General features: G+C 71.5%; 16 protein-coding genes. 10 read left to right on the forward strand and 6 right to left on the reverse strand.

The features are described from left to right. Positions 1-19 precede the first annotated feature (19 nt). The 3 genes from ALI22I_RS13260 to ALI22I_RS13270 all read left to right on the forward strand — a co-directional run bounded on the left by ALI22I_RS13260 (position 20) and on the right by ALI22I_RS13270 (position 2,031). Positions 20-808: a nucleotidyltransferase domain-containing protein gene (locus tag ALI22I_RS13260; RefSeq protein WP_077005775.1), complete on the forward strand. Its 789-nt coding sequence runs from the start codon at positions 20-22 to the stop codon at positions 806-808. Positions 809-895: 87 nt separating this feature from the next. Next, on the forward strand, positions 896-1,183 hold the full coding sequence (locus tag ALI22I_RS13265; RefSeq protein ID WP_077005776.1) for a hypothetical protein: 288 nt from the start codon (positions 896-898) through the stop codon (positions 1,181-1,183). Beyond that, a complete protein-coding gene (locus ALI22I_RS13270) occupies positions 1,180-2,031 on the forward strand; it encodes an ATP-grasp domain-containing protein (RefSeq protein ID WP_077005777.1) in 852 nt (283 codons plus the stop codon). The genes ALI22I_RS13265 and ALI22I_RS13270 overlap by 4 nt, the downstream gene beginning before the upstream one ends. Before the next feature lie 99 nt (positions 2,032-2,130). Here the strand turns inward: ALI22I_RS13270 and ALI22I_RS13275 are convergent, their stop codons facing one another. Together ALI22I_RS13275 and ALI22I_RS13280 are read right to left on the reverse strand one after the other, a co-directional pair. Beyond that, the gene (locus tag ALI22I_RS13275) at positions 2,131-3,705 is read right to left on the reverse strand and encodes a solute symporter family protein (protein WP_077005778.1); all 1,575 of its coding nucleotides are present in this window, start codon (positions 3,703-3,705) and stop codon (positions 2,131-2,133) included. Continuing rightward, positions 3,705-4,121 carry a DUF485 domain-containing protein gene (locus ALI22I_RS13280; RefSeq protein ID WP_077005779.1) on the reverse strand — a complete coding sequence of 139 codons (417 nt, stop codon included), beginning with the start codon at positions 4,119-4,121 and terminating at the stop codon, positions 3,705-3,707. Before ALI22I_RS13280 ends, ALI22I_RS13275 begins: the two co-directional genes overlap by 1 nt. Positions 4,122-4,453: 332 nt before the next feature. On the opposite strand from ALI22I_RS13280, the gene ALI22I_RS13285 reads away from it, so the two are divergent. The 4 genes from ALI22I_RS13285 to ALI22I_RS13300 all read left to right on the forward strand — a co-directional run bounded on the left by ALI22I_RS13285 (position 4,454) and on the right by ALI22I_RS13300 (position 8,559). Then, complete coding sequence (locus tag ALI22I_RS13285) at positions 4,454-7,033, forward strand: nitrate- and nitrite sensing domain-containing protein (protein ID WP_077005820.1); 2,580 nt, start codon at positions 4,454-4,456, stop codon at positions 7,031-7,033. Further along, positions 7,030-7,473 (forward strand): roadblock/LC7 domain-containing protein, encoded by a 444-nt coding sequence (locus tag ALI22I_RS13290; RefSeq protein ID WP_077005780.1) that lies wholly within the window; start codon positions 7,030-7,032, stop codon positions 7,471-7,473. The genes ALI22I_RS13285 and ALI22I_RS13290 overlap by 4 nt, the downstream gene beginning before the upstream one ends. 7 nt (positions 7,474-7,480) lie before the next feature. Then, entirely contained in the window at positions 7,481-8,002 is a 522-nt protein-coding gene (locus tag ALI22I_RS13295) for a DUF742 domain-containing protein (RefSeq protein ID WP_077005821.1), read from the forward strand. Between the two features lie 92 nt (positions 8,003-8,094). Continuing rightward, positions 8,095-8,559, forward strand: a complete 465-nt coding sequence (locus ALI22I_RS13300) for a GbsR/MarR family transcriptional regulator (RefSeq protein WP_077005781.1) — start codon at positions 8,095-8,097, stop codon at positions 8,557-8,559. On the opposite strand, the gene ALI22I_RS13305 is transcribed toward ALI22I_RS13300, so the two are convergent. The 3 genes from ALI22I_RS13305 to ALI22I_RS13315 form a co-directional block, all read right to left on the reverse strand. Further along, the gene (locus tag ALI22I_RS13305; protein WP_077005782.1) at positions 8,496-9,449 is read right to left on the reverse strand and encodes a COX15/CtaA family protein; all 954 of its coding nucleotides are present in this window, start codon (positions 9,447-9,449) and stop codon (positions 8,496-8,498) included. The two genes, ALI22I_RS13300 and ALI22I_RS13305, sit on opposite strands and share 64 nt — an antisense overlap. A gap of 141 nt (positions 9,450-9,590) precedes the next feature. After that, complete coding sequence (locus ALI22I_RS13310; protein ID WP_077005783.1) at positions 9,591-10,415, reverse strand: ABC transporter permease; 825 nt, start codon at positions 10,413-10,415, stop codon at positions 9,591-9,593. Beyond that, positions 10,415-11,350 (reverse strand): ABC transporter ATP-binding protein, encoded by a 936-nt coding sequence (locus ALI22I_RS13315; RefSeq protein WP_238598337.1) that lies wholly within the window; start codon positions 11,348-11,350, stop codon positions 10,415-10,417. Before ALI22I_RS13315 ends, ALI22I_RS13310 begins: the two co-directional genes overlap by 1 nt. A gap of 137 nt (positions 11,351-11,487) precedes the next feature. Here ALI22I_RS13315 and ALI22I_RS13320 point away from each other — a divergent pair, with 137 nt between their 5' ends. The 3 genes from ALI22I_RS13320 to ALI22I_RS13330 all read left to right on the forward strand — a co-directional run bounded on the left by ALI22I_RS13320 (position 11,488) and on the right by ALI22I_RS13330 (position 14,673). Further along, positions 11,488-12,114 carry a DUF998 domain-containing protein gene (locus ALI22I_RS13320; protein ID WP_077005785.1) on the forward strand — a complete coding sequence of 209 codons (627 nt, stop codon included), beginning with the start codon at positions 11,488-11,490 and terminating at the stop codon, positions 12,112-12,114. Next, positions 12,111-14,132, forward strand: a complete 2,022-nt coding sequence (locus ALI22I_RS13325) for a glycosyltransferase (RefSeq protein WP_077005786.1) — start codon at positions 12,111-12,113, stop codon at positions 14,130-14,132. Before ALI22I_RS13320 ends, ALI22I_RS13325 begins: the two co-directional genes overlap by 4 nt. A 73-nt stretch (positions 14,133-14,205) precedes the next feature. Further along, positions 14,206-14,673 carry an NUDIX domain-containing protein gene (locus tag ALI22I_RS13330; protein ID WP_077005787.1) on the forward strand — a complete coding sequence of 156 codons (468 nt, stop codon included), beginning with the start codon at positions 14,206-14,208 and terminating at the stop codon, positions 14,671-14,673. A gap of 242 nt (positions 14,674-14,915) precedes the next feature. Here the strand turns inward: ALI22I_RS13330 and ALI22I_RS13335 are convergent, their stop codons facing one another. Beyond that, positions 14,916-18,569: a patatin-like protein gene (locus tag ALI22I_RS13335; RefSeq protein WP_077005822.1), complete on the reverse strand. Its 3,654-nt coding sequence runs from the start codon at positions 18,567-18,569 to the stop codon at positions 14,916-14,918. Positions 18,570-18,638 lie beyond the last annotated feature (69 nt).

Consider the following 18,638-nt stretch of genomic DNA (forward strand, 5'->3'; position numbering starts at 1 on the left):
TCGGCAGAGGGGGAACGCCGTGAAGCACAACAGTCCGGAATTCGCCGAGATCGCCCGGCGCGCCACGATCCTGCGCACCCAGGTGGGGTCGGGCCTGCACGGCACGGCCATCGAGGGCACCGACGACCGCGACGAGATGGGCATGTGCGTCGAGCCGCCGGAGTTCGTCATCGGGCTGCGCCGCTTCGAGCAGTACATCTACCGCAGCGCCGAGGAGCGCACGGGTGTGCTGAACACCCCGTCCGGGCCCGGCGATTTGGACCTCGTCGTCTACTCACTCCGCAAATGGCTGCGCCTGGCGCTCCAGGGCAACCCGACCGTGCTGCTGCCGTTGTTCGCGCCCGAGCACGAGATCGTGTCGATCACGCCGCTGGGCCGTGAGCTGCGCGACAACGCGGACATGATCGTGTCCCGGCTGGCCGGGCGGCGGTTCATCGGGTACCTGCACAGCCAGCGGCGGCGCATGGTGGACGGCACGGTGGCCAAGCGCGTCAACCGGCCGGAACTGGTGGCGCGGCACGGTTTCGACTCGAAGTTCGCCTCGCACATGGTGCGGCTGGGTGTGCAGGGTGTCGAGTTGTTGGAGACCGGTCGGATCACGCTGCCGATGCCCGAGCCGTGGTTGACGTGGATCCGCGACCTGCGCCAGGGGCGGCACACGCAACAGGAGGCGATGGACGCGGCGGAGGGGTTGGAGGCGCGGTTGGAGGAGCTGACCGCGAGTTCCTCGCTGCCCGAGCGGCCCGACTACGCGCGTGCCGACAAGTGGCTGGTGCAGGCCTACGAGTCGGTGTGGGCGGCGTCGTGATCACGGTGACGTCAACGGGTGACGTGAACGGTGTCGTGAGTGCGGTCACGTGCGCGGAAGTTACCGGCAGGTTCTAGTCTGGCCGACGTGGCAGAGGACAAGAAGATCGCGCGCGCGGTGAAGACGGCGTCGGCGTTCGTGGCCGCCCACGGCAAGCCGGCCCGTGCGGTCGTGCAGAACGTCGGGCGGGCCGGTGCGCGGGTCGTGCTGGTCGGTGACGACGGCGCCATGGGTGACGTGGTGCTGCCGGACGTGGCGTCGGCGGAGGCGGTGGTCGAGGCGGTCGCGGACCTGGAGTCGCACGAGTGGGACCGCGAGACGACGGCCGCGGTGAAGATCGGCCCGGCGCACCGGCGCAAGATGGCGGGTCGGTGAAGGTCCTCTTCGCCACCTGCGCGGCGTTGCCCGCCGGCGACGGCGACGACGACGCGCTGGTGGACGCCCTCGCCGACGTCGGCGTGCACGCGTCGTGGACGGAGTGGGGCACGACGGTCGAGGCCGACCTGGTCGTGCTGCGGTCCACGTGGGACTACCCCGAGCGGCTGTCGGAGTTCCTGTCGTGGTGCGATACCGAGCCCGCGCTGGTGAACCCGGCGTCGGTGGTCCGGTGGAACATCGACAAGACCTACCTGGTGGAGTTGGCGGAAGCCGGCGTGCCGGTGGTGCCGACGGCGGTGGCGAAGCCGGGGTTCACCGACTGGCCGGACGGCGAGTTCGTGGTGAAACCGACCGTGGGTGCCGGTTCACGTGGCGCGCTGCGCGTCGCGGCCGGCGAACACGAGGTCGCCGCCGCACACCTGGCCACGCTGGAAGTGCCGGCGCTCGTGCAGCCGTACCAGGCGCACGTGGACTCGGTGGGCGAGACGGCCGTGGTGTTCTTCGGCGGTCAGTACTCGCACGCGTTCACCAAGGGCGCGATGCTGTCGGACGACGCGCGGTACGACGAGTCCGGCCTCTACATCGTGGAACGGCTGTCCGGTGCGTCACCGTCGGCCGCGCAGCGCCGCGTCGCCGAGGACGTCATGGACGCGGCCGCGGCGCTGACCGGCCTGCGCCGCAACGACTTGCTGTACGCGCGGGTGGACCTGATCCCCGGCGACGACGGCGCGCCGCTGCTGCTGGAGCTGGAGTTGGTCGAGCCCTCACTGGGTTTCCGCCAGACCGACGCCACCGCGCCCCTCCGGTTCGCCTCGGCGGTCCGGTCGGCACTCGCCCGGCGGTAGGTCGAGAAACTCTTGATATGCCGAACGCCGGAGCAAATGCTCCGGCGTTCGGCGTTTACCGGTGGAAGCCTTGCGGAACCGGAAGGTGCTACTTCCGGGTTACTTCAGGCCCGAGCCGATGCCGGTCAGCGACCGGACCTCCATCTCGGCCTGCTTGACCGGGTCCGACGTCTCCTTGCTCAGGATCGTGCCGAGGTAGCCGCACAGGAACGAGAACGGGATGGACACCAGCCCCGGGTTGCTGAGCGGGAACAAGGCGAAGTCCACGTCCGGGAAGATCGACGACTTCGACCCCGACACGGCGGGGGAGAAGGCGAGCAGCACGATGCACGACCCGAGCCCGCCGTACACCGCCCACAGCGTCCCCGGCGTGTTGAAGCGCTTCCAGAACATCGTGTAGATGATCGTGGACAGGTTCGCCGACGCCGCCAGCGCGAACGCCAGCGCCACCAGGAACGCCACGTTCTGCCCGTTCGCCGCGATACCGCCGGCGATCGCCAGCAGACCGACGACCACCGCCGTCAACCGGGCGACCTTCACCTCCGACCGCGGGTCCGCCTGACCGCGCTTGATCACGTTGGCGTACACGTCGTGCGCGAACGACGCCGACGCGGTCAAGGTCAGACCGGCCACCACCGCCAGGATCGTGGCGAACGCCACCGCGCTCACCACGCCCAGCAGCACCGCGCCGCCGATCTCGTAGGCCAGCAACGGCGCCGCGGAGTTCTCGCCGCCGGGCGCCGACGAGATCGCCTCCGAGCCCACCAACGCCAGCGCGCCGAAGCCGATCACCAGCGTGCACAGGTAGAACGTGGCCATCATCCACGTCGCCCACACCACCGAACGCCGCGCCTCACGGGCGTTCGGCACGGTGTAGAACCGCATCAGCACGTGCGGCAGGGAAGCCGTGCCGAGCACCAGGGCCAGCGCCAGCGAGAGGAAGTCCAGCCGGCTGGTCGGCGTGCTGCCGTACCGCGCGCCCGGCTCCAGGACCTCAGGTCCGAGCGGCGTGTTGCGCGACGCGGTCTCCAGGATCGCGGACAGGCTGAAGCCGAACTTGCCGAGCAGGAACACCGTCATCAGGGTCACGCACATGATCAGCAGCACGGCCTTGATGATCTGCACCCACGTGGTGCCCTTCATGCCGCCCACCAGCACGTACAGCACCATGACGATGCCCACCACGGCGATGATGATCGACTGGCCGACCTTGCTGTGCACGTCCAGCAGCAGCGCCATCAACGCGCCCGCGCCCGCCATCTGCGCGATCATGTAGAACAGCGAGATCACCAGCGTCACGTTGGCCGCCGCGGCGCGCACCGGGCGCTGCCGCATCCGGAACGCGAGCACGTCGCCGAGGGTGAACCGGCCGGTGTTGCGCAGCCGCTCGGAGATGATCATCAGGCCGAGCAGCCAGGACACGACCCAGCCGATGGAGTACAGGAAGCCGTCGTAGCCGTTGACCGCGATGCTGCCGGAGATGCCGAGGAACGACGCGGCGGACAGGAAGTCGCCCGACAGCGCGATGCCGTTCTGCGGCCCGGTGAAGCTGCTGCCCGCGGCGTAGTAGTCCGACGCGGTGGCGTTGCGGCTGCCCGCCCGGTACACGATGAACAGGGTGATCAACACGAAGACGCCGAAGACGCCGAGGTTGATCGCGGTGTTGCCGCCCATCAGGCCTGGTCCTCCGCGGTGAGCGAGCGGACCGCATCGACCTGCGGGTCGAGCTTGCGGCGCGCGTAGCGCGCGTAGACCAGGGTCAGTGTGATCGTCGTCACGAACTGCAGCAACCCGAACATCAGGCCGATGTTGAGCACGCCGTACACCGGCGTGCCCATGAAGTCCGGCGCGTACGCCGACATCGCCACGTAACCCAGGTACCAGAGCAGGAACGCGCACGTCGCGGGCACGACGAAGATGGTGATCCGCCTGCGCAGCTCGCGGAAATCGGGGCTCGCCTGGAGCGCGACGAAATCCGGTGCGCCCGATTCGTCGACCATCAGGGACGACACCGGGTCGTCGAAAGTGGCGAAGCCTCGCCCGCCGCGGGCGGGTCTGGAATCCGTCGGAGGCAGGATCGCCTTCGTCATCAATCCTCCACGGGGATTTGCCTCGCCGCGCACGAGGGTGCGCGGGCCGTGCGGCGAGCGCTCAGCGTAACCGTGTTGGGCCGTCAGTCAACGGTTTGTCCACAAGGAGGACGTAGAGGTTGCTCCGCCCGCACCGAGCGCTACATCCCGATAGCGCTCCGATGGATTTCGGCCGTCACGCTGCGCCGATCGGATGAGGACCGACCGCAAGGTCGTTGTCCCCGGCCTGTCCACCACCTACTATCCGCCGCAGCAACATCCACGCTCGTCGTCACTCAGCGTCGGCGTTGTTCAACTCGAAACAACTACGGACTTTCCGGGGCTTGGGTCTGGTGACTGGCGACAACAACGCGCGTGGGCAGTGGTGGAACGCCGTCGCGGACTGGCGGAATTGGCGTCTGCCGATCAAGCTCGCCGCCGTGCTGGCGGTGCCCGTGCTCGTGGCCACCGGCGCGGGCCTGATCCAGATCCGCGGCTACGTCAAGAGCGCCGACACCTACGGTGCGATGCAACGCGTCGTGACGCTGCGCGCCGGTCTCGACCCGCTGATCGCGGGCGTGCAGGCCGAACGCGCGCGGTCGGCGCAGCGGGCCGAGACCGCGGGCGTCGAGGGGAACGACTTCCGGGACCTGGCGCGCGCCACCGACAACGCGGCCGCCGGCGTGCGGAACCTGATGGAGCGCACCACCACCCTCGGTGAGGTCGCCAACACCCGGTTCCGCGACGTCGTCGTCCAGCTCGACGGCCTGCCGCAGCTGCGCGAACGCGTGCTGTCCGGCGGCGTCGACCTGACGGGCGGCATCGGTGGCTACACCGTGGTGCTGCGCGCCCTGCTGGACTTCGACCAGGCCATGATCGGCGACTTCGGCGACCCGTCGCTGTCCGGCACCGCCACCGCCCTGCACAACCTGGCCATGGCGGGCGAGCAGGTGTCCCTGCAGCACGCCACGGTCCTCGCGGGCATCAGCCGCGGCGGCCTGCTCGACACCGAGCGGACGACGCTGACGCAGTCCTACACCCGCCAGCAGGACAAGCTGGCCGACTTCCAGGCCGTCGCCACCGCGCAGCAGCAGGCCGACTACCGCAGCACCGTCTCCGGCCCGGAGATCGACCTCCGCAACAGCCTGTTCCAGCTGGTTCGCAGCGATCCCGACGCGGTCCGCACGGGCGTGCAGATCGACGCCTGGAACAACGGCTCGCGGATCACCGGCGAGCAGATCGGCGTCGTGCTGCGATCGTTGGAGGAGCAGCTGACCGCCGCCGCCGGCCGGTTGCAGGACACCACCAGCGACCTGGCGGGCGCGGCGGCGGTGATCCTGCTGGCGTCGATGTTCGCCGCGGCCGCAGTCGGTTACGTCATCGGCAACTACCTGCTGCGCTCCCTGCGCGCGCTGCGCACCTCCGCGCTGGACGTGGCCGAGCACCGCCTGCCCGCGCTGGTGGCGCAGCTGCGGGAGAACGCCGCGCACGACGTCACCGTGGAGCCGGTGCCCGTGCACACCAGGGAGGAGCTGGGCCAGCTGGCGCGCGCGTTCGACGCGGTGCACCGGCAGGCGGTCAGCTCCGCGGCCGAGCAGGCCGACCTGCGCACCGGCATGCGCAACGCGTTCATCAACCTGTCCCGCCGCAGCCAGGGTCTGGTGGAGCGGCAGCTCAAGCTCATGGAGGAGCTGGAGCGGCAGGAGGAGAACCCCGAGCAGCTGGCGAACCTGTTCAAGCTGGACAACCTGGCCACCCGGATGCGCCGCAACAACGAGAACCTGATGGTGCTCTCCGGCAGCGACGTGGCCCGCCGCTTCACCCGCCCGGTGCCGCTGGGCGACGTGCTGCGCGCCGCGGCGTCGGAAATCGAGCAGTACCAGCGGGTCGTCGTGCAGACCACCCCGTCGGTCGAGGTCGTCGGCTACGCCGCGGGCGACCTGGTCCGGCTCGTCGCCGAGCTGCTGGACAACGCGACCACGTTCTCGCCGCCGCGCACCCAGGTCATCGTCGGCGGCCGGCCGCGGCCCGGCGGTGGCGTGCTGGTGGACGTGGTCGACGTCGGTGTCGGCATGTCCGAGGAGGACCTGGCGCAGGCCAACCGCCGGATCACGCTGGCCGCCTCGGCGGATTCCGGCGAGCTGCCGGTGTCCCGCCAGCTCGGCCTGTACGTGGTGGGACGCCTCGCCGGGCGGCACGGCATCGAAGTCATGCTGCGCGAACAGGGCGAGGGGCTGCGCGCGGTCGTGGCGCTGCCCGCCGAGCTGGTCCGCGCGACCGGTCCGCTGTCGACGCGGGTGGGTGCCGCGCAGGCACACGTCCCGGCAGCCCCGCCGGCCCTGCCGTACTCCTCCGGCCCGCAGCCGGCTCTGCCTCACTCCACCGGGCCGTACTCCACCGGGCCGCAACCGGCCCTGCCTTACTCCTCCGGACCGAACTCCACCGGGTCGAACTCCGGGTCGCACTCCACCGGACCGCAGCCGGTCCTGCCGCGCGCCCTCACCAACGGGCATTCGGGTCTGCCACAGCCGGTCCTGCCGCCGGCCGTGCCGTTGAAGGACGACGGGTGGGCGCCGTTCCGCGGCCGCACCGTCGACGAACCACCGTCCGCACCGGCGCCCGCGCCGAGGCGGACGGGCTCGACCTGGTTCGGCGGCGCCTCGGCGCCGTCCGGGCCGGCGGAAGCGGCGCGGCACCGCGCCGCGGACATCCACGCGCGCGGGGAGGCGCCCGTGAACGACAATCCGACGGAACTGCCGAAGCGGCAGCCGCGGACCAACCTGGTGGCCGAACGGCCGAGTACACCCGATGCGGTGGCACCCGTCCGGAGGGATCCGCAGGCGACACGCGGCTTCCTGGCCAACTACCAGTCCGGACTCCGACAGGGTGTGCGGGAATCCGGTGAAAACGGAGCGGGGCAGGAGAACGGATGAGCACGCAGAAATCGCGACAGGTCGACCAGTTCGGTTGGCTGGTGGGCAACTTCGCCGATCGCGTGCCAGGGGTGGCCCACGCGGTGGTGATCTCGGTGGACGGCCTGCTGCTGACGGCGTCCAACGGCCTGCCCGACGACCGGGCCGACCAGCTCGCCGCGATCGCGGCGGGCGTGGCCAGCCTGACCGAGTCGGCGGCGCGGTGCTTCGACGGCGGGGGCGTGTTGCGCTCGGTGATCGAGATGCAGTACGGGATCATGTTGCTGATGTCCATCAGGGACGGCTCGTGCCTGGCTGTGCTGGCCGCGCCGGACGCCGACGTCGGCCAGGTCGCCTACGAGATGACCGTGGTCGTGGACCAGGTGGGTCAGCTCCTGACACCCGAGCTGCGCGCCCAGCTCCACGGCGCCAAGCGGATGATGGCCCGCCCTTCTGCGTGAGGTGGTCATGGACCGGAACGACGAGCCCGCCGGCTCGGACGAGACGTTCGCCGCTCTGCTCAACGGGTTCAGCCTGGACTCCAACCGGCGCCGCAAGCCGCCGGAACAGCCGAAGCCCGAGCAGCCCGCCGCGACCACCAGACCGCACCGCCCGGTCTTCGACGACGAGGACGAGTTCGAGTACCCGCGCGAGGAGGCGGCGTCGATCGTCCGCGCCTACTCGTGGACCGGTGGCCGCACCACGTCGTCGTACCAGTTGGAGATCGAGACGCTGGTGTCGGCGGTGGAGTGGGACTACCCGGGAGGGATGAAGGCCGAGTACCACGAGGTGATCGCGCTGGTCGGCCGGCCGCGGTCGGTGGCCGAGGTCGCCGCCCTGCTCCGGCTGCCGCTGGGCGTGGCCAAGGTCCTGCTCGGCGACATGGCCGAGCGCGGCCTGATCGACGTGCACCGCACCGCGACGGCCGACGGCGCCCAGCCCGACCTGGGCCTGATGGAACGCGTCCTGTCGGGCCTGCGCCGGCTCTGACCCGCGCGCCGCCTTTGCGCGATGATCAGCACACGACCTACTATGGCTTCAGTGTCGACCGAAGTGTCGGCCGGACGAGCCCAGGGGGTCTGATGAGCGTCGGACGGGAAACGCGGCTGTCGGCGTGGATCGAGCGGTTCGCGGCGCACTTCGCCGAGGAGGGCATCCCGCTGATCGGCGGCCGCATCCTCGGCTACCTGCTGGTGTGCCAGCCGACCGAGCGCACCGCCGCCGAGCTGTCCCAGGAGCTGGAGGCCAGCAGCGGCTCCATCAGCACGAACCTGAAGTTCCTGGTCAACGCCGGTCTGGTGACGAAGCGGACCCGGCGCGGGCGGCAGGCGGCGCAGTACCGGATCAACGAGAAGCGGTGGGTCGACATGATCCAGCGCAAGCTGGACGCGCTGGTGAGCGTGCGCGAGCTGACCGAGTCCGGGATGCGGCTGATGAGCGGTGACCCGGAGCGCGCCATGCGGCTGCGCACCGTGGACGACCTCTACACCTGGCTGGCGACCGAGCTGCCCGCCGTCTGGGAGCGCAGGCCCTCGTCCTCGCGGTGAGGCCGTTCGCGGGTGGAGACCCACAGGGCGGCCGTGGCGACGACCACCGCGCCGGCGCCCAGCACGTGCAGCGAGACCAGCACCTCCGGCACACCGGTCCAGTACTGGACCATGCCCAGCGTGCCCTGCGCGAGCACCACGGCCACCAGCGCGTAGTACGGCCGGCGGGGAACGGGGTGGCTCCGCAACGCGAAGCCCAGCGCGATGAGCATCCCGAGGAACAGGAACAGCAGGTCGGCGTGCACCTGGGACAGCGTGTCCACCGGCACGTCCAGGCGCGGGGTGGCCGCGTCGCCCGCGTGCGGCCCGGCGGCGGTGACGAACGTGCCGGCCGTCAGCAGCAGGCCGAGCGTGACCGCCTGCACGGTCTGGAGCACCAGCAGCGCCTTCGGCACGAGCGGCCGGGCGGGTTCGTCGCCCTCGCCGAGCGCGGCGACCAGCAGCACGGCGAACCACACCAGCCCCATCGACACCAGGAAGTGCACGCTGACCGTCCACCACAGCAGGCCGGTGAGCACGGTGAACCCGCCGATCACGGCCTGGAGCACGACGCCGCCGAACTGCACCAGGGCCAGCGTGAGGACCCGCTTGCGGCGCGGCCGGTGGAACCAGGCCGCGAGGACGCACAGGCCGGCGATGACGCCGACCACGCCGGTGAGGGTGCGGTTGCCGAACTCGACCCACTGGTGCAGTGACGCGACCTCGGGGTGTTCGACCGGCACGAGGCTGCCCTCGAAGCACTGCGGCCAGGTGGGGCAGCCGAGGCCCGATCCGGTCACCCGCACGATCGACCCGGTGACCGCGATACCGCCTTGGGCGATCACCACGGCGATGGCGAACGTGCGCTGGAACGTGCTCAGGAAGGTGGTGAGCCAGGATGGGGCGGACACGAGCCGATGGTAGGTACCACTGCCTGAGACCCGCTCGCAGGGGTGGTGAACTGTCGGGTGTTCGAGGTCGATGCGGTGAGTGCAGCGCGCAGTGACTGGCAGCGGGTCGACGACCCACTCCCGTTCACTGATCAGGAACGGTCAGGCCAGCTTGGTCGTCTTCGTGGCCAGCACGCCTGCGGCCACGCCCCAGATCACCAGCACGGCGACGTGCCAGGGGCTGGGCGCGACGCCCTCGACCACGGCGTCGTGCAGTGCCTGCGCCAGCGCGGCGGACGGCAGGGCGTCGACGATGGTCGCGAGCCACGTCGGCAGGCTCTCCACGCCGAGCGCGACGCCACCGATGAGCAGCAGCACGAACCAGACGATGTTCGCCAGCGCGAGCACGATCTCGGCCCGCAGCGCCCCGCCGAGCAGGACGCCCAGTGCGCCGAACGACAGGGTGCCGAGCACGATCAGCACGAACGCCCACAGCGCGCCGGTCACGGACGGTAGCTGCCAGCCCAGGAGCAGGGCGGTGATGCCGAGGATCAGGACCTGGACGGCGACCACGGCCAGTGCCGCCACGACCCGTCCGGCGACGAGCAGCCAGCGGGGCAGCGCGGTGGCCGCGAGTCGCTTGAGGACGCCGTAACGCCGGTCGAAGCCCAGCGCAATCGCTTGCCCCGTGAACGCGGAGGAGATGACCGCCAGCGCGAGGATGCGGGCCGTGGCCGAGCCGACGCGGGGGTCGGGCACCGGGATGACGTCCATGAGGCTCATCGCGACCAGCAGCGCCACCGGGATGAGCACGGTCAGCAGGATCTGCTCGCCGTTGCGCAGCGTGAGCACGGTCTCGGTGCGGGCCTGCGCGAGCAGCATCCGGCCGAGGCTGCCGCGGCCGGGCGCGGGGGTGAAGGTGCCCGGCCTGAAGGTCCCGGAGGTCCCGGTGCCGAAGCTCCCGGTGCCGGGGTGTGGTTCCGTCATCAGCGCAGCTCCCTGCCGGTCAGCTCCAGGAACACGTCCTCCAGGCTGCGTCTGGCCACGGTCAGCTCCTCGGCCAGCACGCCCTGCTGGGCGCACCACGAGGTGACCGTGGAGAGGACCTGCGGGTCGATGTGCCCCTGCACGAGGTAGGTGCCCCGGGAGGCTTCGCGCACCTCCAGGCCCTCCGGCAGGGCGTCGCGCAGCAGCGTCAGCTCCAGGCCGGGGCGGGCGCGGAAGCGCAGTTGCCGGTCGTCGGCGTGGTGCGCGGTCAGTTCGACCGGGCTGCCCTGTGCCACGACGCGGCCGGCGTCGACGATGACGACGTGGTCGGCGAGGGCTTCGGCCTCGTCCATCAGGTGGGTGGTGAGCAGCACGGTGACGCCGTCCGCGCGCAGCGCCGACACCAGCTCCCACACCAGCCGGCGGGCCTGGGGGTCCATGCCGGCGGTCGGCTCGTCCAGGAACACCAGTTCCGGGCGCCCGACCAGGGCGCAGGCCAGCGACAGGCGTTGCTGCTGCCCGCCGGACAGCCGCTTGTACGGGGTGCGCACCGAGGACGACAGCCCCAGCACGTCGAGCAGCCACGCGGGGTCGAGGGGGTTGGCCGCGCAGGTGGCGACGAGTCGCAGCATCTCGTCGGCCCGCACGCCGGGATAGCCGCCGCCGCCCTGCGGCATCACGCCGATGCGGGGGCGCAGCTTGTCGCCGTCGCGCCGGGGGTCCAAGCCGAGGACGCGGACCTCACCGCCGTCGGCCGACCGGAATCCCTCGCACACTTCGACGGTCGTCGTTTTCCCGGCGCCGTTCGGGCCGAGGAGTGCCAGGACCGTGCCGGTTTCCACGGTGAGGTCGAGTCCGTTCACCGCTACGGTGGAGCCGTAGCGCTTGACCAGCCCCGACACTTCCACGGCAGGGTGCTGGGGGTGCGGGCTCACGACGCGGAAGCCTAGGGCGTGGCGCCGCCCGCCCCGGTGGTGGGGTCAGCCCCACCGGGGTTCTCGGGGTGGCTTCAGGGTTTCCTCGGGGGTTTTCCGGATATCTTTCGGCCCATTCCCGCGCCAGGATTTTCCTTGTGGCGGAGATCCGGGGGAAAAGTCGGGCGGCGGTGTTGCCGCCGGCTGTTGTAGGCCTTGTCCTGTCGCTGTTCCCGATTGTTTACCTGCACGTGGCGTCGGTCGGCGAGCTTAGTCCGATCACCCACACGATCAGCGATTACATCTTCGTGGACAACGGCAGCGGGCTGCTCGCCGTCACCGCGCTGTCCCTGGCGGCGGCCTCGGTCGGGCTGCTGGTGTCCCTGATCCGGTCGGGTCTGCCCAGGCGGGGGCCGGTCGCGGTGCTGATGGGGCTGTGGTCGGCGGGGCTGGCGGTGGTCGCGGTGTTCCCCACCGATCCGGTCGGCGCACCGACGTCGTTCTCGGGCGCGGTGCACCGGTACGCGGGCGCGGTGATGTTCGCGAGTCTGCCTTTGGCCGGATGGCTGATTTCCCGGACGTTCATCCGCAGTACCACTGTGCGCCGTTTTTCCGTCGCCGCGGGTATCACCTCGGTGGCATTCATGCTGAGCCACGCCGCGGTGGTGTACCCGGGCGGTGGCGCGGTCGTGCTCGGGCTTTTCGAGCGGGTGCTGTTCGCGCTGCTGTACTGCGTGCTGTTCGCGTTGGCCGCCGCCGTCCTGCGCCGTGAGGTGTCGTCATGACGTGGCTCGCTGTCCTGCTCGCGGTCCTCGGTGCCGTGTTCTTCGCCTTCGCCGCACGTTTGCAGCACGACGCCGTGCGGGCGAGCGACGGCGCGTTGCGGGTGCTGGAGTTGCTGCGCAGGCCGCGGTGGCTGCTGGGCCTGGTGCTGCTCGTCCTCGGCGCCGGTGTGCACGCGGCGGCGTTGGGGATGGCGCCGTTGAGCGTGGTGCAGCCGGTCGGCGTGGTCGCCATCGGCATCACGGCCGTGCTGGACGGTCGCCGGCGTGAGCTGCCCGCGGTCGCGTGGACCACGTTCGGCGTGGGTGCTTTCGTGCTCCTGGCCGCGGGCAGCGCCACGTCCACGGCGGTGGTGCCGGAGGCGGAGCTGAAGGCCGCGCTGGTGGCGCTCGGCCTGATCGCCGTGCCCGGCCTGGTCGCGGTGCTGGCGACGCGCCCGGCGGTGCGCGCCCTCGGTTTCGGCGCGGCGGGCGGTGTCGCCTACGGCTTCGTCTCCGTGCTCATGCGGTCGGTGTCCCAGGACGTCCAGCAGGGCGGCCTGGCGTGGACGACCGCGTTCTCGGCGGCGGGCATCGTCGTCGCCCTGCTCGTCGGCGGCTGGTTCATCCAGCACGCCTACGCCAGTGGACCGCCGCACCTGGCGGTCGCCTGCCTCACCGTGGTGGACCCGCTCGTCGCCGTCGGCATCGGCGCGGGGCTGCTCGGGGAGGCGACCCGGACCAGCGGCGCGATCGCCGCGGCCGAACTCGTGTGCGCCGCAGTCGCCATCGGCGGTGTCGTCGCACTGGCCCGTACTCGAACCCTTCCCGCAGTTCCCACACGATCGGAGACGACAGTGACCAACGGACGCGCCATGCGGATCGTGATCGCCGCGGAGACGTTTCCCCCGGACGTCAACGGCGCGGCCCGCTTCGCCCACCGCCTGGCCACCGGCCTCGCGGGCCGCGGCCACGACGTGCACGTGATCTGCCCGGACCCGGTCGGCCAGGCCCGCACCGAGCGCGTCGACGGCATCACCGTGCACCGGCTGCGTTCGCACCGCACGCCGTTCTACGGCGGGTTCCGCTTCGGGCTGCCGTGGGAGGTCCGCAAGGACGTGGGCGTGCTGCTGGACGAGTTGAAGCCGGACCTGGTGCACGTCCAGGCGCACTTCGTGGTCGGCCGGTACGTGCTGCGGCAGGCGGCGGCGCTGGGCATCCCGACGGTGGCGACGAACCACTTCATGCCGGAGAACCTGTTCGGCCACGCCCACGTCCCGGCGTGGTTGCAGGGCATGGCGTCGCGGTGGGCGTACCGGGATCTGGGCCGGGTGTACGGGCTGGCCGATGTCGTCACCGCGCCGACCCCGCGTGCCGTGGAGCTGTTGCACGACAATGGTTTCCCGCCGCGTGCGGTGCCGGTGTCGTGCGGTATCGACATCGACCGGTACCGGCTGCGGACGCCCGTGCGGCACACCGACGCGCCGACCGTGCTGTTCGTGGGGCGGTTGGACGAGGAGAAGCGGGTGGACGAGCTGCTGCGCGCGCTGGCCCTCGTGCCGCGGCTGCACGCGGAGATCGTCGGCGACGGGTCGTGCCGTTCGGAGTGGGAGCTGCTGGCCCGTGACCTGGGCATCACCGACCGGGTCAGGTTCCGCGGGTTCGTCGGCGAGGAGGAGCTGCTGGACGCCTACGCGAGCGCCGACCTGTTCTGCATGCCGGGCGTCGCCGAGCTGCAGAGCCTGGCCACCATGGAGGCAATGGCCGCCGGCAAGCCCGTCGTGGCCGCGGACGCGATGGCCCTGCCGCACCTGTGCAAGCCGGGCCGCAACGGCTGGCTGTTCACACCGGGCGACGTCCGGGGCCTGGCCGACCGCCTCCACGCCGTAACCGCCGACCCCACCGTCACCGCCCGCATGGGCGCCGCGAGCAGCGAACTGATCGCCGCCCACGCCATCGACACCACCCTGGACACGTTCGAGTCCCTCTACGCCCGCGCCATCGGCCTCCCGACCGTCCGCCCCGCCGCCCTGGCCGCCTGACGTCCGCTCGGCCGACTCCCGCACTGCCGGTTCTCGTACGGGGGAGCCGGCAGTGCGGTGCCATGATCGGGTCGTGCCGATTCCCCGAGCCGTGGCCGTGGTCGTCGACGGACCCCGGGCACTGGTCATCAAGCGCTTCCTCCGGCGGGACTCCGCCGACGCGTGCGCCATGTGCGAGAACGGCGGCCGGTCGGGCCCTCGGTGCCCCGGGCACCACTACGCGGTCCTGCCCGGCGGTCACGTCGAGGAGGGCGAGACCCCCGAGACGGCGGCGCTGCGCGAGCTGACCGAGGAGACGACGCTCGAAGCGCGGATCGACCGGCTGTTGTGGACCGGCCGGCACAACGGCCGACCGGCCTCCTACTTCCTGATGACCGCCGTCACCGGCACCCCGGTCCTGTCCGGGGCGGAAGCCGAGGCCCACGGTCCGGACAACAGCTTCGAGCTGATGTGGGCGTCAGCCGACGAGTTCGACCGGTTGAACCTGCACCCCGCCGACCTCCGCGAGCCGCTCGCCCGACTCCTCGACCGTGGCCGCTGACCCCGCCCGTCAGTCGACATCCGCGCGTGTCCAACCTCTAGAACGCGCGTGTCCAACGTTCCGAACACCCGTGTCCAACGTTCGCGTCGCGCGTGTCCAACGTTCAGAACACCCGAGTTGAACACTCAGAACGTCCGAGCCCGGTGTTCGGGCGTTCTGAACGTAGAACTCGCCTGTTCTGAACGTTGGACACGGCCGTTCTGGGTGTTGGACACGCCTGTTCTGAGTGTTGGACACGCGGGTTAGTCGATGTCCTCGCCGGTTTCGGAGCGGTGGGCGGCGCGTTGGGCGACGCGGAGGCCGGTGGGGCTCAGGCGAGGGCTGCCGGAGTCGTCCAGTTCGGTGAGGAACTTGAACAGCATTCCGTGGCCCTCCAGGCGTTTCAGCAGCGCGTCGGCCACGTCCGCCGGCTCGAAGTCCACAATGGACATCTGTTCGACCAGCGAGGTCGCGATGGTCCGCCGCGCCCGCAACGGCACCCACCACGTGGTCACCAGCAGCAGCACCAGGCCGAACGCGAGCGCCGTGCCCAGCACCGCCTCCCACCCGGTGAACCGCAACCCGAGCACCTGCACCACCGCGGCGACGATCAGCAGCACCGACCCGTACACGGCGGCCCACCCGGCGGTCGCGGACGCGGGTGGCTCGGCGGCCTCGGTGTCCCACACCCCGTCCACCTGCCGCCGCCGCCGCAGCGAACTGCCCAGCACGTACGACGCGCCCGCGCCGAACACGATCGCCACGACAGTGCCCACGACCACCAGCGCCGGGTCCAGGTCGTAGAGCCGGTACCGCACCACGGCCCACACGCCGGCCACGATCGCCGCCGCCACCAGCACCCGCACCACCAGACGCGGCTTGAGCCGGATCTTGCCCAGCGCGGCCAGCGGCGTGCCCACCGGCGCGGGCAGGCTGCCGATGATCAGCAACCCCACCACGACCAGCAGCACCCCGCCGACCGCCACCATCCCGGTCACGGCCTGCTCACCGGTCTGCCCCGACGCCAGCGCGTTGCGGGTCCGGTCGATCGCCACCGTCACCAGCGGGATCACCGGTGACAGCAGCACCAGCCCGTGCAGCAACGTCCCGGACCGCAGCGCCGCGTAGCCGAACGCCGCCAGCAACGTGCCCCCGCCGAACGCCGCCGACGGCCCGACCGCCCACGGCGGCAGCAGGTCGAACAGCGCCAGCACCAGCAAAGCCCCGCCCAGCGCGAACCCCAGCAGTCCCAGGAACTGCGCCAACCGGCCGCCCCTGGTCAACCCGGTGATCGTCCAGTACGGCAGCAGCGCCGCCCCGCGCAACGTCCTGGTCAGCGGTTTCGCCGTGCCCAGCCCGGAGTTGTCGCTGTCCGCCACGGTGATCGCCACCGCCGCCGCGGTCGCCGCCGTCCGGATCACCTGGTCGCTGCTCGCCTCCTGCACCAGCGGCTCACGCCCGATCCCGGCCCGGTCGAACGCGCTCAACCCCCGCATGCCCACCTCGACCCGCTCCGCGTCCGTGCGCGCGGGCAGCCGGGCCAGCAGCGCGGCCTGTTCCTCCAGGAACAGCTCGCCGCGCGACCGCCGGTCCGCGCCCTCGTGCCGGTCGGCCAGGATCGCGGCCCGCAAAGCCGGCAGCTCCTCGCAGATGATCCGGGTGTGCAGCGCCCACGCGGCCAGCTCCGCCAGCGCCGCGCACGTCGGCGGGTGGTCGCCGTCCGGCTCCGCGTACACCTTCGCCAGCTCGGCCTTCGCCCGCTTCACGTACGGCTTCAGCTCGTCCGGCAGCCCGTCGCCGAACAACTCCACGACGAGCGAGTCCACCTTGCGCCCGGCCCGCTCGACCGGGTCGCCGCCGTCACCGGTCATCCGGTCCACGCGCAGCAGCCGCTTCGGGTCGAACACCACCTTGCACAGCATGGTGGCGCCGTCGAGCCGACCCCAGATCCAGTCGTTGACCCGCCAGGACCGCTTGAGGAACCCGGAGAACCGGCTCAACGACGCGCCGCCCGCCTTGTCCTCGGCGGTCAGGCTGTAGTCGGCGAACGCGTTGCGCGTCTGGAGGCTGATCTGCACCAGTTCCACGGCCTGGTCCAGGCCGCCGCGGCTGTCGTCGGCCAGGCACGTGGTCGCGACCTCCAGCGCCAGCGCCCGCGACAGCCACAGGTCGCCCGCCACCAGCCCGACCTCGGCTTCGGCGTCGGTGCGCGGCTCGGTCAGCAGCTCGTGCCACGACCGCAGCGCGCCCGCCCGCAGTTGGTCGTCGTCCAGCTGGTCGAGGATGTCGTGCGCGTCGCCGAGGACGCCCGCGATCCGCTCCACCTGCTCCCGCACCCGCTGCCCGACGCCGTCGGGTTCGTCCAGCATCTTCGTGGCGAACCGGCGGACCCGCTTTTCCCAGTACGCCTGGTCCAGCGCCTCCGGTTCGCTGGTGGTCCAGTGCCCGTCCAGCTCGATCCGGGCGGCCCGCAGCTTCGACCGCACGTCGAACAGGTTCGTCCGGGCCAACGCCAGCCGCTGGGCGTCCGGCATCACCCACACCAGGCGTTTGAGCAAGTCCATCGCGGCGGACGCGAGCCGTTCGGCCATCGTGATGCCCCACGGCCAGCCGTGGTCGGGCAACGCGGCCGGCTGCGGCTGCGTCGGCACGTACGGCACCTTGCCGCGCTCCGCGCGGTACTCCCGCTGTGCCGCCTCCGCCGCCGCACGCACCCGTTCGAACGTCCAGCCGGCGGTGTTCGCGCCCGGCACCTCGAACTGGCGGGTCGTGACGTCGCGGGCGGCGTGCCGGATGCGCACGTCCTCGTAGTGGTCGTGCAGGGTGGCGGCTAACGCGTACAGCTTCCCGGTGACCGAGCCGCCCGAGGCCAGCCGGTCCAGCAGGGCGTTGCGCCCGCCGCGCCGGGACGCGGCGTTGCGGTTGTGCTCCTCGATGCGCTCGACGTAGGTGCGGCCGCTCTGGCTGGTCAACGCGCCGAGCAGCTTGCCGCCGGTGGCGATGGTGCTGGGCAGCGCGCCGTCCACCGGGGCCACCGGCTCCACGACCGCCTCGGGGGCGTGCGGGAACACCAGCAGCATCACCCGCCGCACCGGGCCCTCGGCGGGCATCCGGTCGATGGCCTCCAGCGCCTCCTTGGTGGGCGTGTTGACCAGGACGCCGCCGTCGACCGCGTAGCGGGACCGGTTGTCGGTGCCGTTGGCCCAGGACGCGACCTCGGCCATGTTCGGCTTGTCGCCGTCGGGCGCGCCGGGGGCGACCGGGATGAACGAGGGCTCGAACGCGAACGGGAACGAGGCCGACGAGCGGGCGGCCAGCGCCATCCGGCCGACCAGCGTCGGCAACTTGTCCGCGGTGAAGTCGTCCCGGCCGCCGGGGTCGCGGCGGAACGAGAAGCTGCCCTGGTGGGAGGCCTGCACCATGGTCTGGCCGAGGTCGTCGTGGGTGACCGTCGGCACGCCCGCGAGCAGCGTGGTGGTGATCCGCAGGTCCACCGGCCGGTCGTCCTGCGGGGTGGGCTCGAAGTCCGTGGTCAGCCGCTCCAACGCCTCCCGGAGCCGGGGCAGGAAGAACTCGTCGCCCTTGAGCAGCGACACCGGCTGCCCCCGGAACGGTGTGCGCAGCAGCTGTTCCATCCGCCCCTGCTCGGCCCACAGGTCACGCAGCCGTTCGAGCCGGGCGTTCGCGTTGACCTGCGACAACGCCAACGCGGCGCCGTTGATGCCGCCCGCCGACGTGCCGGTGATGACGTCGGCGCGGGCCGTGCTGCCGACCATGTCCAACAGGTCGGCGTACGGCCCGTCACCCCTGGTCAGCCGATCGAGTTCGAGCACCACCCCGCCCATCCAGACGGCGAGGCTCACACCCCCGTTGAGCACGACCGCGAACCTGATCTGCTCCTGCGGCACGTCGACCATCACGCACTCCCTCCCCGGATTGCGCCCCGATCTTCCCAATACCGTTGTCTCGTCCGGCCGGGTCAGCGG

Origin of the sequence: Saccharothrix sp. ALI-22-I, assembly GCF_001984175.1 — a bacterium.
Lineage (GTDB): Bacteria > Actinomycetota > Actinomycetes > Mycobacteriales > Pseudonocardiaceae > Actinosynnema.